The organism is Rhizobacter sp. P2_D12 (assembly GCF_056404395.1).
Map to the genome: position 1 here is coordinate 1 of NZ_JBFUEB010000064.1, position 15,486 is coordinate 15,486.

18 protein-coding genes are annotated in these 15,486 nt (G+C 69.2%); 11 read left to right on the plus strand and 7 right to left on the minus strand.

Features of this window, described 5'->3' with window-relative positions; translation table 11 throughout:
* From AC1DYN_RS20430 to AC1DYN_RS20460, 7 genes are all read right to left on the minus strand, one after another.
* On the minus strand, positions 1–1,237 hold a 1,237-nt coding region (locus AC1DYN_RS20430), incomplete at its 3' end, for an MMPL family transporter (protein WP_477962920.1).
* Positions 1,234–1,833: a LolA family protein gene (locus AC1DYN_RS20435; protein WP_477962922.1), complete on the minus strand. Its 600-nt coding sequence runs from the start codon at positions 1,831–1,833 to the stop codon at positions 1,234–1,236. The genes AC1DYN_RS20430 and AC1DYN_RS20435, both read right to left, overlap by 4 nt.
* Positions 1,814–2,755 carry a lysophospholipid acyltransferase family protein gene (locus AC1DYN_RS20440; RefSeq protein ID WP_477962924.1) on the minus strand — a complete coding sequence of 314 codons (942 nt, stop codon included), beginning with the start codon at positions 2,753–2,755 and terminating at the stop codon, positions 1,814–1,816. The genes AC1DYN_RS20435 and AC1DYN_RS20440 overlap by 20 nt, the downstream gene beginning before the upstream one ends.
* Entirely contained in the window at positions 2,752–3,069 is a 318-nt protein-coding gene (locus AC1DYN_RS20445) for an ApeI family dehydratase (RefSeq protein ID WP_477962926.1), read from the minus strand. Before AC1DYN_RS20445 ends, AC1DYN_RS20440 begins: the two co-directional genes overlap by 4 nt.
* Before the next feature lie 2 nt (positions 3,070–3,071).
* Positions 3,072–4,424 (minus strand): AMP-binding protein, encoded by a 1,353-nt coding sequence (locus AC1DYN_RS20450; protein WP_477962928.1) that lies wholly within the window; start codon positions 4,422–4,424, stop codon positions 3,072–3,074.
* The gene (locus AC1DYN_RS20455) at positions 4,421–5,035 is read right to left on the minus strand and encodes a COG4648 family protein (protein WP_477962930.1); all 615 of its coding nucleotides are present in this window, start codon (positions 5,033–5,035) and stop codon (positions 4,421–4,423) included. Before AC1DYN_RS20455 ends, AC1DYN_RS20450 begins: the two co-directional genes overlap by 4 nt.
* Before the next feature lies 1 nt (position 5,036).
* A complete protein-coding gene (locus AC1DYN_RS20460; protein WP_477962932.1) occupies positions 5,037–5,306 on the minus strand; it encodes a phosphopantetheine-binding protein in 270 nt (89 codons plus the stop codon).
* Between the two features lie 118 nt (positions 5,307–5,424).
* Here AC1DYN_RS20460 and AC1DYN_RS20465 point away from each other — a divergent pair, with 118 nt between their 5' ends.
* From AC1DYN_RS20465 to AC1DYN_RS20515, 11 genes are all read left to right on the plus strand, one after another.
* Positions 5,425–6,198, plus strand: coding sequence for a class I SAM-dependent methyltransferase (locus AC1DYN_RS20465; protein WP_477962934.1), 774 nt, complete (start codon positions 5,425–5,427; stop codon positions 6,196–6,198).
* Entirely contained in the window at positions 6,198–6,674 is a 477-nt protein-coding gene (locus tag AC1DYN_RS20470; protein ID WP_477962936.1) for an acyl-CoA thioesterase, read from the plus strand. Before AC1DYN_RS20465 ends, AC1DYN_RS20470 begins: the two co-directional genes overlap by 1 nt.
* 58 nt (positions 6,675–6,732) lie before the next feature.
* The gene (gene aqpZ / locus AC1DYN_RS20475; RefSeq protein ID WP_477962938.1) at positions 6,733–7,437 is read left to right on the plus strand and encodes an aquaporin Z; all 705 of its coding nucleotides are present in this window, start codon (positions 6,733–6,735) and stop codon (positions 7,435–7,437) included.
* A gap of 88 nt (positions 7,438–7,525) precedes the next feature.
* The gene (locus AC1DYN_RS20480; protein ID WP_477962939.1) at positions 7,526–8,032 is read left to right on the plus strand and encodes a hypothetical protein; all 507 of its coding nucleotides are present in this window, start codon (positions 7,526–7,528) and stop codon (positions 8,030–8,032) included.
* 173 nt (positions 8,033–8,205) lie between these two features.
* A complete protein-coding gene (gene thrS / locus AC1DYN_RS20485; RefSeq protein WP_477962941.1) occupies positions 8,206–10,134 on the plus strand; it encodes a threonine--tRNA ligase in 1,929 nt (642 codons plus the stop codon).
* A gap of 114 nt (positions 10,135–10,248) precedes the next feature.
* Positions 10,249–10,764, plus strand: a complete 516-nt coding sequence (gene infC / locus AC1DYN_RS20490) for a translation initiation factor IF-3 (RefSeq protein ID WP_477962943.1) — start codon at positions 10,249–10,251, stop codon at positions 10,762–10,764.
* A gap of 126 nt (positions 10,765–10,890) precedes the next feature.
* The gene (gene rpmI, locus AC1DYN_RS20495; RefSeq protein ID WP_047511790.1) at positions 10,891–11,094 is read left to right on the plus strand and encodes a 50S ribosomal protein L35; all 204 of its coding nucleotides are present in this window, start codon (positions 10,891–10,893) and stop codon (positions 11,092–11,094) included.
* A gap of 38 nt (positions 11,095–11,132) precedes the next feature.
* A complete protein-coding gene (gene rplT, locus AC1DYN_RS20500; protein ID WP_477962945.1) occupies positions 11,133–11,489 on the plus strand; it encodes a 50S ribosomal protein L20 in 357 nt (118 codons plus the stop codon).
* Positions 11,490–11,616: 127 nt separating this feature from the next.
* Positions 11,617–12,660 carry a phenylalanine--tRNA ligase subunit alpha gene (gene pheS, locus AC1DYN_RS20505; protein ID WP_477962947.1) on the plus strand — a complete coding sequence of 348 codons (1,044 nt, stop codon included), beginning with the start codon at positions 11,617–11,619 and terminating at the stop codon, positions 12,658–12,660.
* A gap of 18 nt (positions 12,661–12,678) precedes the next feature.
* Positions 12,679–15,093, plus strand: coding sequence for a phenylalanine--tRNA ligase subunit beta (gene pheT / locus AC1DYN_RS20510; RefSeq protein ID WP_477962949.1), 2,415 nt, complete (start codon positions 12,679–12,681; stop codon positions 15,091–15,093).
* 12 nt (positions 15,094–15,105) lie between these two features.
* A complete protein-coding gene (locus AC1DYN_RS20515; protein ID WP_477962951.1) occupies positions 15,106–15,474 on the plus strand; it encodes an integration host factor subunit alpha in 369 nt (122 codons plus the stop codon).
* Positions 15,475–15,486 lie beyond the last annotated feature (12 nt).

Consider the following 15,486-nt stretch of genomic DNA (forward strand, 5'->3'; position numbering starts at 1 on the left):
GGCGCGCGGTGGCCCGGCCCAGCACGGCGCGCAGGCCGAGGCCGGGGGCGCCGTCGGGCGCCAGTGCGGTCAGCACGTAGCGCGTCGTCAGCGCGGCGGCCAGCAGGCCGGCGATCGAGAACACGCCCAGCTGCGCGAGGCCGCCGAAGCCCGAGAACACCAGCGCCGAGAAGCCGGCCAGCGAGGTCAGCAGGCCCCAGCGCACGGTCGGCCAGTTGTGGCGCCGCCAGTGCAGCGCGCCGGGGCCGCTCGCGCCGGCGGCCGGGCGGGCCTGCACCAGGTAGTAGATCGCGTAGTCGACCGCCTCTCCGATCAGCGTGGTGCCGAAGCCGAGCGTGATGCCGTGCACGTGGCCGAAGCCCAGGCTGACCGCGACGGTGCCGGCCAGCACGCCGCTGGCGACCGGCAGCAGCGCCACGCCCAGCGCCTTCAGCGAGCCGAAGGCGAGCATCAGCAAGGCCAGCACGATGGCACCGTCCCACAGCGCCAGGCGCTCGACCTCGGCCTGGATCAGCGTGCGCGACTGCACCCCCAGCACGCCGGCGCCGGACAGTTCGATCGCCGTGCCGCGCGCGGCCCACGGCGCGAAGGCGCGCTGCACCGCGTCGATCGCGCGTGCCTGGCCGTCCAGGTCGGAGCCCTCGGCGCGCGTGATGCCGACCAGCAGCGCGCGCGGCTGGCTGCGCGACACCCAGACGCCGGCCTCGACGCGCGGGCCGCCGGACGGCAGCAGCGTCTCGCCCAGCCGGACCATCTCGCCGGTCGGGTCGCGCCACAGCAGCGGCTTGATCCAGCCGCCGGCCGGCGTGCCGAGCAGCGCCATCGTGTCGGCGATGCCGTCGCGCAGCCCGTCGACGCTGAAGCGCTGCGCATCGACCGCCGGGCTCAGCTGGTAGCGGTGCGCCAGCAGCAGCTCGCCGACGGCTTTCGGTGCACCGTGATTGTCGCCGTTGCTGACGCTGGCGAACTCGCCGCCGCTGCGCAAGGCGGCGGCCACCGCGCGCGAGGCTTCGCCGCGCTGCGCTGCATCGCCGCCGCGCAGCCCGATCAGCATCACGCGGGCGGTGACGCCATGGCGCAGCTGTTCGAGCAGCACGCGCTGCTCGGCGCTGGGCGACGACGGCAGGAAGGCCGACAGGTCGGCCACGTAGGTGGTGCGCGCCGCCCACAGCGCGCCCAGCAGCATGGCCGCCAGCCACACCCACAGCGCGGGCCGGCGCAGCGCGCCCCGGTTCATGGGGTGCGCGTCTCGACGATCTTCATCGTCGAGCGATCGCCGCCGGCCAGCAGCACCTGCACCTCGGTCAGCGCGGCCCGGCTGCCGCCGACGATGACGCGCGCGACCTGCTCGCGCAGCAGCGCTTCGCGCGGCACCAGCTCGAGCGTCCACTGGTCGAGGCTGCCGCTGAACTGCATCGTGAAGTGGCGGTCGAGCAGCTCGCGGTTGCCGGTCAGCGTGCCGCGCACCGCCTCGACCAGCACCTGCGCATCGGGCACCGAATCGAGCGGCACGCTGCGGCTGCGGCTGCCCTGGCTCATCGTCAGCGTGTTGCCGGTGACGGCCAGGCGCTCGCGGCGCGGCTTCAGGGTCTCGCGCACGAAGGTGTCGGGCGCCGAGAAGCTGAGCCGGCCGGACGATTCGAGCGTGCGCGTCATGTCCTGCAGCGTCACCTGGCGCTGCTCGGTGAAGGTGGCCTCGCCCGATTTCACGCCGGCCAGCAGGGCCAGCAGGGTGGACAGGTCGGCCTGCGGCGCGGCCATGGCGCCGAGCGGCGCCAGTGCCAGCAGCAGCGACAGCGCACGGCGCCGCAGTTCAGCGCGCAACGTCAGCATCGGTGGGGGCCCAGAAGTCGTAGAAGTTGAACCAGTTCATCGGGTGCTCTCTGCACAGCTGCTCGAGTATCGCGACATAGCGCCGCTGTGCATCGGCCACCGCGGCATCCTGCGCCTCGCGGCTGGCCGGGCGCTCGCTCAGGTCGGCCAGCGGCAGGAAACGCAGCGAGTATCGGTTGCCGCCCAGGTACAGCCCGGTCATGAAGACGATCTGCCGGCGCAGCAGCGCGGCCAGGCGGAACGGTCCGTCGGAGAAGCTCGCGTCGGCACCGAGGAAAGGCAGCCGGTGGCTGACCTCGCGCGATGCCGCCGCGCCCGGCAGGCTGCGGTCGCCGAGCAGGCCGGCCACGCCGCCGTCGTCCAGCCAGCTCCGCAGCTGCAGCATCGACTCGAGGTGCCCGAGCGCGATGATGTGCAGCGGCGTGTCCGGCGCGATCGCCTTCAGCGTGGCGTTGATCATCCGCGCATTGTCTTCGTACATGACCATCGCGATGCGCAACCCGCTGCGCGCGCTGCCGAAGGCGCGCATCACCTCGAAGCTGCCCAGGTGGGCACCGATCAGCAAGGCGCCTTCGCCGCGGGCGAGCACGGCGTCGAGGTGCTCGGTGCCCTCGATGCGGATGTCGAAGCCGTCGAAGCGTTCCTGCAGCAGGTAGACGCGGTCGAGCACGGTGGATGCGAAGCCGTGGATGTGGCGCAGCCGCTCGCCGAAGGTGGGCCGGCGCCCGAACACCTGCCGCAGGTACTGCGCCGACGCGCGCGACGGCCGGCGCGCGAACAGCAGGAAATACAGCGCGATCGGGCCCAGCAGCAGCCGCGCGGCGGGCCGCCCCAGGCCGACCGCGATCCAGCGCATCAGCGTCAGCACCCACAGGCTGCTGCGCTCGCGCTCGTTCGTCCAGGAGGCGTCGCGGGTCGTCATGGCGCCGCGGCGGGCAGCTCGAAATGGCCGCTGGCGCTGCGCCGGGCCTGGCCGTCGACGAGCTGGGCGACCTCGAAGCGCAGCCGGGTCGCGCCGGGGACGGGCTCGTCCCAGTCGATGCGCAGCTCGGCATCCGGCCCGACCGGCGCGACGAACTTGACCGCGCCCAGCCGCAGCGGTGCGGCGCTGCCGTGCGCCAGCAGCGCCTCGACGACCTCGGCCAGCAGCAGCACGCCCGGCACGATCGGGCGGCCGGGGAAATGGCCGGCGAAGGCCGGATGCGAGGCCGGGATGCGGACCGTGGCGACCGGCATGCTCAGAGGTGCTCGGCCGCAAGCGCGGCCAGGCGCTGCGCCGGCAGCTTGCCGGTGGCATCGCGCGGCAGCGACGGCAGCATCACGATGCGCCGCGGCAGCAGCACCGGGTCGAGGCGCTGGCGCAGCGCGGCGAGCAGTGCCTCGCGCGACAGCGTGTCGCTGACGACGAAGGCGACCGGCCGCGCGACGCCTTCGACGCTGTCGGCCTGCGGCAGCCAGAATGCGCCGTCGCGCACGCCCTCGATGCTGTTGAGCTGGAAGTTCAGGTGCGACAGCGAACTGCGCTTGCCGGCCACGTTGATCAGGTCGTTGCTGCGCCCGAGCAGCCGGAAGCGCGTCGGCGACAGCACCTCCAGCACGTCGGCCAGCAGCGTCGGCTCGGGCACGTGGCCGCCGCTGACGACGCTCTCGGCGCCGTCGCCCTGCAGCCGCACGCCGTCGTACGCCAGCCACTCGGGGCCGTCGGTGGTGCGCCGCGTCGCGACCTGGCCGGCCTCGGTGCAGCCGTAGATCTCGACCAGCGGCGCCTGCCACGCGGCCTCGGCGCGCGCCGCCATCTGCGGCGACAGCGGTGCGGTGGCCGACAGCACCAGGTCGAGCTCGGGCAGCGGCGTGCCGGCGTCGAGCAGCATCTTGAGGTGGTAGGGCGTCGTCACCAGCACGCGCGGGCGCGGCAGCGCGGCCAGCACGCGCGCGATGTCGGCCGGCAGCAGCGGCTTCTCGGCCGCGAACGAGGCGCCGCCCAGCATCGCGAGCAGCACGGTCGACTCGAAGCCGTACATGTGGTGCGGCGGCACGGTGCCGAGCAGGCTGACGCCTTCGAGGCTGGCGCGGCCCAGGTGGCCGGCGATGCGCTGCGCCTCGGCGCGGATGTTCTCGACCAGCAGGTCCCAGCGCTTGGCGTGGCGCGTCGGCTGGCCGGTGGAGCCGGAGGTGAGCACCTGCGCGACGACGGTGCCGGGGGCGAAGCACGGCGTTTCGGCGACGCTGCCGGCGTGCCCGGGCGCGATGTCCTCGAAGCGCAGCGACGGCAGCGCGAGCGGGCCGCCGCCGGCTTCGAGCAGCCCGTGCGCGCGCGGGAACAGCTGCCGCAGCCGCTCGACCATGTCGGGGGTGTGGTTCGGCGGCATCAGGTTGAACTGGCCGCGCAGCAGGGCCGCGCCCAGCGACAGCGCGAAGCGGTAGCGGTCGTTGCAGACCGCGAGCACCGCGTCGCCGTCGGGCAGCTGCTGCGCCAGCGCGGCGATGTCGGCCAGGTACTGGCTGCGGCTCAGCGGCTGGCCGTTGCGCCAGGCCAGCGGTGCCGCGAGCGGCGCGCCCGCGAGCAGCGGCAGTGCGCGGTCGGCGTTCACTGGTGGGCCCGGTAGGCGCGCATCGCCTCGAGGAAGCCGACGCGCTCGAATTCGGGGTGCAGCCGGTAGCGCAGCAGGTACTCGACGACGAACATCGCGACCAGCGAAACCGGCGTGACCACGTTGGCGAACAGCGACCAGGCGGTCAGCGGCGCGAACGCGAACAGCACGAACGAGGTGCCGGCGATGGCCAGGAAGTAGCCGGTCCAGACGCCGGTGAGCCGGCGTGTGTAGGCCTGCAGGCCGGGCGGCATCGTCGCGTGCATGCGGCTGGCGAACTGCGTGATCATCGGCGTGCGCCCGCCGCGCAGCGTGCGGCCGAACACCCAGGCCAGGGCCAGGTGGATGCCGGCGTGCTGGGCCAGGTAGAACCAGGGGGTGGGCAGGCGCGAGCCGTTCAGCAGCACCGCGACCGCGAGTGCGGCGACCCCGGCCGCGAGGATGCGGTTGCCGCTGCGCCACAGCGCCCACAGCGCGGCGCCGGCCATCGGGCCGAGCAGCGTCAGCAGCGCCGGCACCGAGCCGGCATCGCGGCTCACCAGCACGTGCGCGAGCAGCGCGTAGGCCCCGAGGCCCACCGCCGCCAGCCCCCAGCGGGCGTTGACGTTCATGTCACACCGTGCGGTGGGTGGCGATGTGGCCGGCCAGGCTGCGCAGCGACGAGAAGATGCGCAGGTTGTCCTCGTCGCCCGAGCGCAGCTGGAAGCCGTAGCGCTTGGAGACCACCAGGGCCAGCTCGAGGATGTCGATCGAATCCAGGCCCAGGCCCTCCCCATACAGCGGCGCGTCGGGATCGATGGCCTCCGGGGCGATCTCCAGGTTGAGGGACTCGACCAGGAGGGTGCCGACTTCCGGCAGCAGATTCGTGTCAGCTGGGTTCATGCGATCTCGTGAAACGGGCTCGGCGAAAACCATCGATTTTAGCGGAGCGGCTTGCGGCTTTCGTCACAGGCCGTACCATCGCCCGACTTCGCCACCCCCCAGGAACCGATGGGACGCCATGCCTGAACGCACCCCGCCCGCCAAGCAAGACGGTGTCGTGCACCTGCCGCACAGTGCGCTGCCGGCCTACTATCCGGAGGGCGACGCCCAGGCCCGCGAGCGCTTCATCCGCGCGGCGTTCGACGACACCGCGGTCGACTACAACCGGCTCGAGCGCATCCTCGGGCTGGGCAGCGGTTCGTGGTATCGGCGCCAGGCGCTGCTGCGCGCGGGCCTTGCGCCCGGCATGCAGGTGCTGGACCTCGGCATGGGCACCGGCCTGGTGTCGCACGAGATCCTGCACGTGACGAACGAGCCCGCGCGGCTGGTCGGCGTCGACCCGAGCCCGGGCATGATGGCGCAGGCCCACCTGCCGCCGCAGGTGCGTTGCCTCGAAGGCCGCGCCGAGGCGCTGCCGGTGGCCGACGCGAGCGTCGATTTCCTGGTGATGGGCTATGCGCTGCGCCACATCGAGGACTTCTCGGTGGCCTGCGCCGAGTTCCGCCGCGTGCTGAAGCCGGGCGGGCGCCTGCTGATCCTCGAGATCACCAAACCGGCCGGCCGCATCGCCACCGCGCTGCTGAAGGTCTACATGCGCGGCGCAGTGCCGCTGCTCGCGCGCGTGGTCTCGAAGGCCGAGGCGACGCCGCGCCTGTGGCGCTACTACTGGGACACGATCGCCGCCTGCGTCGCACCGGCCGAGGTGCTGGCGACGCTGGCCGCGGCCGGACTGCTCGAACCGAGCCGCTACGTCGAGCTCGGCATCTTTTCCGAATACAGGGCCCGCGGCTGATGAACCTGCCTTCGCATCAACTCACGATGACGGTGCTGATGACGCCGGACATGGCCAACTTCACCGGCAACGTGCACGGCGGCGCCATCCTGAAGCTGCTCGACCAGGTGGCGTATGCCTGCGCCAGCCGCTACGCCGGGCGCTACGTGGTGACGCTGTCGGTCGACCAGGTCACGTTCCGGCAGCCGATCCACGTCGGCGAGCTGGTGACCTTCCTGGCCTCGGTCAACCACACCGGCACCACCTCGATGGAGATCGGCATCAAGGTCATCACCGAGAACATCCAGACGCAGCTGGTGCGGCATGCCAACAGCTGCTTCTTCACGATGGTGGCGATGGACGACGAGCGCCGGCCCGCGCCGGTGCCGCCGCTGGTGCCGGTGACGCCGGACGAGATCCGGCGCAGCAAGGCGGCGCAGGTGCGGCGCCAGCTGCGCCAGGAGTTCGAGCAGCGCGCGACGGCGATGAAGCCTTGACGGCGTCGGATGGGAGTGCACAAATGCGCTCCTCATCAACCGCGAAGGGGGAGACGCGATGGACTTGACGAAACGGGCTGCGGCCGAGCTGGTGGGCACCTTCTGGCTGGTCTTGGGCGGATGCGGCAGCGCAGTGCTCGCGGCCGCATTCCCGAACGTCGGCATCGGCCTGCTGGGCGTGTCGTTCGCGTTCGGGCTGACGGTGCTGACGATGGCCTACACGATCGGGCACATCTCGGGCTGCCACCTGAACCCGGCGGTGTCGATCGGCCTCGCGGTGGGCGGGCGCTTCAAGGCGTCGGAACTGCCGGCCTACATCGTTGCCCAGGTGATCGGCGGCGTGCTGGGTGCCGCGGTGCTGTACCTGATCGCGAGCGGCAAGGCGGGCTTCAGCCTGGCCGGCGGGCTGGCGTCGAACGGCTACGGCGAGCATTCGCCGGGCGGCTATTCGATGATGGCGGGCTTCCTGTGCGAGGTCGTGATGACCGGCATGTTCCTGGTGATCATCATGGGCGCGACCGACCGGCGCACGACGGTGGGTTTCCAGCCGATCGCGATCGGGCTGGCGCTGACGCTGATCCACCTGATCAGCATCCCGGTCACCAACACCTCGGTCAACCCGGCGCGCAGCACGGGGCCGGCGCTGCTGGTCGGCGACTGGGCGCTGTCGCAGCTGTGGCTGTTCTGGGTCGCGCCGATCGTCGGCGCGGTGCTCGGCGCGGCGCTGTACCGCTGGCTGGGCGGGCCGGACGACAAGGCCTGACATCGTTCTTTACACGCCGGCGGCCAACGGCCGCCGTGCGTGTCGCGTTGCTGCGGGGTGGCGCCGCGTCCGGCGCCCGGAGAACGCGATGAACTGGAAGCTTGCCTCGATGCGGCTGGCCGTGCTGACCCTGGTGGGCAGCACCTTGGCCGGCTGCGTGGTCTATCCCCGGCCGTACTACGCGCACCCCTACGGACCGCCGCCCGGTGCGGTGGTGGTGGCGCCGCCGCCGGCCCCGGCGCCGCCACCGCGCTATTCCTACAACGACAACGGCTACGGCCAGGTCACCAACATCGAGATGCTGCGCCAGCAGGAGCGGCCGACCGGCGGCGGCGCGGTGCTGGGCAGCATCGTCGGCGCGGCGGTGATCGGCGCGGTGATGGGTGGCCGTGGGGCCGGCGTCGTCGCGGGGGCGGTCGGCGGCGCGATCGTCGGCAACGAGATCGAGCGCAACCAGGCGCCGGGCTACGAGGTGTTCCGCATCACGGTGCGGCTGGACAACGGCGCATGGCGCCAGTTCATGGTGACGCAGCCGAACGGCCTGCGCGTGGGCGACGCGGTGCGGGTCGAGGGCCCCCGCATCTTTCCCGGCTGATTTACAATCGCGCTCCCAAACGAACAAGGGCGAGAAAGGCATCATGGTTATGACACCGCGAACTACGCCGGACTTCACTGAGGTTTAGTCGGCCGCGGCTCGTCACGTCTTTACTCGTCATCTCTCGAAGCGCGGCTCACCCCCGCGCTTTTTTGTTTCCAGGAGCTTCTTCCATGATTTCAGTCCAGCTGCCCGATGGTTCGAAACGCGAGTTCCCCGGCCCGGTCACCGTGGCCGAGGTGGCTGCGTCCATCGGCACGGGCCTGGCCAAGGCGGCGCTGGCCGGACGGGTCGGGCAGGGCGACGCGGCGCGCGTCGTCGACACCAGCTACCGCATCGAGGCCGACACGGCTCTCGCGATCGTCACCGACAAGGATCCGGACGGCCTGGACGTCATCCGCCACTCGACGGCCCACCTGCTGGCCTATGCGGTGAAGGAGCTGTTTCCCGAGGCCCAGGTCACGATCGGCCCGGTGATCGAGAACGGCTTCTTCTACGACTTCTCGTACAAGCGCCCGTTCACGCCCGAAGACCTGGCGGCGATCGAGGCCAAGATGGCCGAGCTCGCGAAGAAGGACGAGCGCGTCGAGCGCCGCGTGCTGCCGCGCGACGAGGCGGTGGCGTATTTCAAGGGCATCGGCGAGGACTACAAGGCCGAGATCATTGCCAGCATCCCGTCGAACGAGGAAGTCTCGCTGTACCGCGAGGGCAAGTTCGAGGACCTGTGCCGCGGCCCGCACGTGCCCAGCACCGGCCGCCTGAAGCACTTCAAGCTGATGAAGGTGGCCGGCGCCTACTGGCGCGGCGACCACCGCAACGAGATGCTGCAGCGCATCTACGGCACGGCCTGGGCCACCAAGGACGAACTGCAGCAGTACCTGCACATGCTCGAAGAGGCCGAGAAGCGCGACCACCGCAAGCTCGGCCGCGAGCTCGACCTGTTCCACCTCGACGAGCATGCGCCCGGCCTGGTGTTCTGGCATGCCAAGGGCTGGGCGGTGTGGCAGCAGGTCGAGCAGTACATGCGCGCCGTCTACCGCGACAACGGCTACCAGGAAGTGAAGGGCCCGCAGATCCTCGACCAGGGCCTGTGGGAAAAGACCGGCCACTGGGGCAACTACCGCGAGAACATGTTCGTGACCGAGTCGGAGAAGCGCGACTACGCGCTCAAGCCGATGAATTGCCCCGGCCACGTGCTGATCTTCAACTCGCAGATGCGCAGCTACAAGGACCTGCCGATCCGCTACGGCGAGTTCGGCCAATGCCACCGCAACGAGCCGTCGGGCGCGCTGCACGGCATCATGCGCGTGCGCGGCTTCACGCAGGACGACGGCCACATCTTCTGCACCGAGGACCAGATCCTCGAGGAATGCGTCGCCTACACGACGCTGCTGCAGAAGGTCTACAAGGACTTCGGCTTCACCGACATCATCTACAAGGTTGCGACGCGGCCGGAGCACCGCGTCGGCTCGGATGCCTTCTGGGACAAGGCCGAGTTCGCGGTGATGGAGAGCCTGCGCCGATCCGGCTGCGAGTTCATCATCTCGCCGGGCGACGGCGCCTTCTACGGCCCGAAGATCGAGTACACGCTGAAGGACGCGCTGGGCCGCCAGTGGCAGTGCGGCACGATGCAGGTCGACTACAACACCGCCGAGCGCCTGGGCGGCGAGTACGTCACCGACACCAGCGGCCGCGCCCACCCGGTGATGCTGCACCGCGCCATCATCGGCAGCTTCGAGCGTTTCATCGGCATGCTGATCGAACACCATGCCGGGGCGCTGCCCGCCTGGCTGGCGCCGGTGCAGGTTGTCGTGGCCAGCATCACCGACGACCACGCCGACTACGCCCGGGAAGTGGCGAAATCGCTTCAAAAACAAGGGGTTAGAGCCGAGAGCGATTTGCGCAATGAGAAGATTACCCGTAAAATCCGCGAGCATTCCTTGCAAAAGGTCCCGTTCATCCTTGTCGTCGGCGAGAAGGAGAAGGCAAGCGGGGCTGTTGCGGTGCGTGCCCGCGGCAACCAGGATCTCGGTGTGATGGCCTTGGCCGACTTCGTTCAGAAGCTCGCCAATGACGTCGTCAACCGGGTCAATGGTGTATGAGACAGGTCCGGTCCGCGGGGGCGTGTCGACATCCAAAGTTTTGGGCCTCGCTGCCTCGGGGTCCGGTGAAAGGTAAGAACCATCGCTACTTTTGCTGACCGTCGCACTCCCAATGTGGAGCGCAAGCACCGCCTCAATCGCGAAATCATGGCGCCGGAGGTGCGGCTCAACGGTGTGGAGAACGAACCGCTCGGGATCGTGAGCATCCAGGAAGCCCTGCGCATGGCGGGCGATCTGGACGTCGATCTGGTCGAAATCGCTGCGCAGGCCGATCCGCCGGTCTGCCGGTTGATGGACTACGGCAAGTTCAAGTACCAGGAGCAGAAACGGGCAGCGGAAGCGAAGTCCAAGCAGAAGGTCATCGAGATCAAGGAAGTCAAGTTCCGTCCCGGCACGGACGAAGGCGACTACCAGATCAAGATGCGCAACCTGCGCCGCTTCATCGAGGAAGATGGTGACAAGGGCAAGGTCACGCTGCGCTACCGCGGCCGCGAGATCACCCACCAGGACATCGGCATGCGCCTGCTGGAACGAATCCGCGACGAACTGGCCGACGTGGCCGTCGTCGAGAACATGCCGAAGCTGGAAGGGCGCCAGATGATCATGGTGCTGGGCCCGAAGAAGCGTTGAGAAGAGTGTGAGTTGAAGTTTCGATGCCCTGGTCTGGTCACCAGGGTGTCGCAAGAAGCCCCGACAGGCCAACAAGACCGCAAGTTCTTTGCGGGCGCCTGCCGGAGCAACGAAAAAGGAGCAGTCATGCCCAAAATGAAGACCAAGAAGAGCGCTGCGAAGCGTTTCCGCGTCCGTCCGGGTGGCACCGTCAAGCGGGGCCAGGCGTTCAAGCGCCACATCCTCACGAAGAAGTCCACGAAGAACAAGCGCCACCTGCGTGGTGCCGTCGGCGTGCACGAGACCAACATGGGTCACATGGCGCAAATGCTGCCATTCGCTGGCCTGTAATCCGTCGGTCTCTGAAACACTTCTAGAAGGAGAAATCCATGCCTCGCGTCAAACGTGGTGTAACAGCCCGCGCTCGTCACAAGAAAGTTCTCGCACTCGCCAAGGGTTACCGTGGCCGTCGCAAGAATGTATTCCGCATCGCCAAGGAAGCGGTCATGCGCGCTGGGCAATACGCCTATCGCGATCGCCGCACCAAGAAGCGTGTGTTCCGCCAGCTCTGGATCGCGCGCATCAACGCCGCGGCCCGTGGCCTGGGCATCACCTACAGCAAGTTCATGGCTGGCATGAAGAAGGCGTCGATCGAGATCGACCGCAAGGTTCTTGCCGACATGGCGGTCAACGATCCTGCCGCTTTCGGCAGCATCGTCGAGAAGGTGAAGGCCCAGCTCGCTTGATGTCGTGATCGCGCCGGATGCGCGTCATCCGGTGCCACGCAAGTCCCCGGCAGCGCTGCTTGCAGCCGCCGGGGCAAGCTCTCAAGGCCGACCTCGTGTTCGGCCTTTTTTATTGGTTTCCTGAACGATGAACGACCTCGATCAACTGGTGCAGGCTGCGCACGCCGACTTTGCGCAGGCGGGCGCGCCCGCCGACCTGGAGAACGCGAAGGCGCGCTACCTGGGCAAGGCCGGCCGCGTGACCGAGCTGCTCAAGTCGCTGGCCGCCCTGTCGGTCGACGAGAAGAAGGCCCGCGGTGCCGAGATCAACCTGGCCAAGCAGGGCATCGAAGCCGCGCTGAACGCGCGCCGCCAGGCCCTCGCCGATGCCGAGCTGCAGGCGCAGCTGAAGGCCGAGTCGCTCGATGTCACGCTGCCCGGCCGCAAGCGCGGCACCGGCAGCGTGCACCCGATCACGCGCACGATGGAGCGCATCGAATCCATCTTCGGCTCGATGGGTTTCGACGTGGCCGACGGCCCCGAGATCGAGACCGACTGGTACAGCTTCACCGCGCTGAACAACCCCGAGAATCATCCGGCGCGCTCGATGCAGGACACCTTCTACGTCGACATGAAGGACGATGAGGGCCGCTGGCTGAACCTGCGCCCGCACACCTCGCCGATGCAGGTGCGCTATGCGCGTGCGCATGCCGCGAAATACGCCGGCCAGGCCCACATGCCCGACATCCGCGTGATCGCGCCGGGCCGCACCTTCCGGGTCGACAGCGATGCGACGCACTCGCCGATGTTCCACCAGGTCGAAGGCCTGTGGATCGGCGAGAACGTCAGCTTCAAGGACCTGAAGGCGATGTACCTCGACTTCATCCAGGCCTTCTTCGAGACGCGCGACCTGGCGCTGCGGTTCCGCCCGAGCTATTTCCCGTTCACCGAGCCGAGCGCCGAGATCGACATCATGTTCGAGAGCGGCCCGCTGAAGGGCCGCTGGCTCGAGGTGTCGGGTTCGGGCCAGGTGCACCCGCAGGTGGTGCGCAACATGGGGCTGGACCCGGAGCGCTACATCGGCTTCGCGTTCGGCTCGGGCATCGACCGTCTCGCGATGCTGCGCTACGGCGTCAACGACCTGCGCATGTTCTTCGACGGCGACCTGCGTTTCCTCAGCCAGTTCAAGTAACCAGCGGAAGACCCATCAATGCAATTCCCCGAGTCGTGGTTGCGTGAGTTCTGCAATCCGCCCCTTGACACCGCCGCGCTGGCCGAGCTGCTGACGATGTCCGGCATGGAGGTCGAAGAGCTGCGCCCGGTGGCGCCGCCGTTCACCGGCGTGGTCGTGGGCCACGTGGTGTCGCTCGAGCGGCACCCGAATGCCGACCGGCTGAACGTCTGCCAGGTCGATGCCGGCACCGGTTCGCTGCTCAACATCGTCTGCGGTGCGCCGAACGTGGCGGCCGGCCAGAAGGTGCCGTGCGCGCTGGTCGGTGCCCGGCTTCCTCCAGGCGAGGATGGCAAGCCCTTCGAGATCAAGCTCGGCAAGCTGCGCGGCGTCGAGAGCCAGGGCATGCTGTGCTCGGCGCGCGAGCTGAAACTGTCGGAAGACCATGGCGGGCTGCTGATCCTCGACGAGGCCGCGCCCGTCGGCGAAGACATCCGCAAGCACCTGTCGCTCGACGACACGCTGTTCACGCTGAAGCTGACGCCGAACCTCGGGCACTGCCTCAGCGTCTTCGGCATCGCGCGCGAGGTTTCGGCGCTGACCGGCACGCCGCTGAAGCAGCCGGCCTGTCCCCCGGTGCAGGTGAAGCACCGCGACGTGCTGCCGGTCAAGGTGCAGGCGCCCGACTTGTGCGGCCGCTTCTCGGGCCGCATCGTCCGCAACGTCGACACGAAGGCGAAGACGCCGGCCTGGATGGTCGACCGGCTGGCGCGCTGCGGCCAGCGGTCGGTGACGGCGCTGGTCGACATCTCGAACTACGTGATGTTCGAGCTGGGTCGCCCGTCGCACATCTTCGACCTCGACAAGATCCATGGCGGCCTGACGGTGCGCTGGGGCCGGCCCGGCGAGCAGCTGAAGCTGCTGAACGGCAACACCATCGAGGTGGATGCCGCGGTCGGCGTGATCGCCGACGACCAGGCGGTCGAATCGCTGGCCGGCATCATGGGCGGCGACTCCACCTCGGTGACCGACGACACGCGCAACGTCTATGTCGAAGCCGCGTTCTGGTGGCCGCAGGCGGTGGCCGGCCGCTCGCGCCGCTTCAACTTCACGACCGATGCCGGTCACCGCTTCGAGCGCGGTGTCGACCCGGCGCTGACCGTCGAGCACATCGAGCACATCACGCGGCTGATCCAGGACATCTGCGGCGGCGAGGCCGGCCCGATGGACGACCAGGTCACGGCCTTGCCCGAACGCAGGCCGGTGACGCTGCGCGTGGCGCGCGCCGCCAAGGTCATCGGCATGCCGCTGACGCAGGCGCAGTGCGTGTCGGTGATGGAACGCCTCGCGCTGCCGTTCACGCAGGCCGAGGGCACGGTCACCGTGACGCCGCCGAGCTGGCGATTCGACCTGCAGATCGAGGAAGACCTGATCGAGGAGGTGATCCGCGTGCTCGGCTACCCGACGCTGCCGTCGACCGCGCCGCTCGCGCCGTTGACCGCGCGCGTGCGCAGCGAGACGAAGCGTGGGCCGCATGCGCTGCGTCACCTGCTGGCCGGCCTGGACTACCAGGAGACGATCAACTTCAGCTTCGTCGAGGAGCGCTGGGAGCTCGATCTGGCCGGCAATGCCCATCCGATCCGCGTGCTGAACCCGATCGCGAGCCCGCTGTCGGTGATGCGCTCCAGCCTGCTGGGCGGGCTGGTCAACGTGCTGCGCTTCAACCTGGCGCGCAAGGCCACGCGCGTGCGCGTGTTCGAGCTCGGCCGCGTGTTCATGCGCGATGCGAGCGTCGCCGCCGGCGAGGTCAGCGTGGCCGGCATATCGCAGCCGCTGCGCGTCTCGGGCCTGGCCTATGGGCCGGCCGATGCCACGCAATGGGCCAGCAAGGAACGCACGGTCGACTTCTTCGACGTGAAGGGCGACATCGAATCGCTGCTGGCGCCGTTGCCGGTGCGCTTCGCCGCGGCCGAGCACCCGGCCCTGCACCCGGGGCGCTCGGCGCGCGTCGAGGTCGACGGGCAGGCCGTGGGCTTCGTCGGCGAGCTGCACCCCAAATGGCGCCAGTCGTACGAGCTGCCGCTGGCCCCGATCGTCTTCGAACTCGATGCGTCGGCGCTGCTGCAGCGCCTGCAGCCGCAGTTCCAGCCGATCCCGCGCCAGCAATCGGCGTGGCGCGACATCTCCGTCATTGCCGGCGAGCAGGTCAGCCACGAGGCGCTGATGAACAGCATCGCCGCGGTCGACCCGGGCCTGATCCGGTCCGCGAAGCTGTACGACATCTACAAGCCCGCGACACCGACCGCCGACGTCGGCGCCGGCGAGCGCAGCCTGACGGTGCGCCTGGAGCTGCTCGACGACAGCGCGACGCTGACCGACGAACGCATCGAAGCCGGCGTTGCAGGCGTGCTCGACACCTTGAAGGCCCGCCTCGGCGTGCGCCTTCGCGGCTGAACGGAGGCCGCGATGGACGACCACATGGACGACAAGGGCCCCGACCGCGTGCTGCTGCCGACGCTCGAGACCCCGACGCTGACCAAGGCCGAACTGGCCGAGCTGCTGTTCGAACGCCTGGGCTTGAACAAGCGCGAATCCAAGGACATGGTCGAGGCCTTCTTCGACATCATCCACGGCACGCTGGTCAAGGGCGAGGACGTGAAGCTGTCCGGATTCGGTAATTTCAACATCCGCCGCAAGGCGCCGCGTCCGGGGCGCAACCCCCGGACCGGGGAATCCATACCGATCAAGGCACGGAACGTTGTAACTTTCCACGCAAGTCACAAACTGAAAGGAGTTGTGCAGGGCGACATACCTGCGGGAGACGACTTCGAGTAAAGTCTTAGCTTT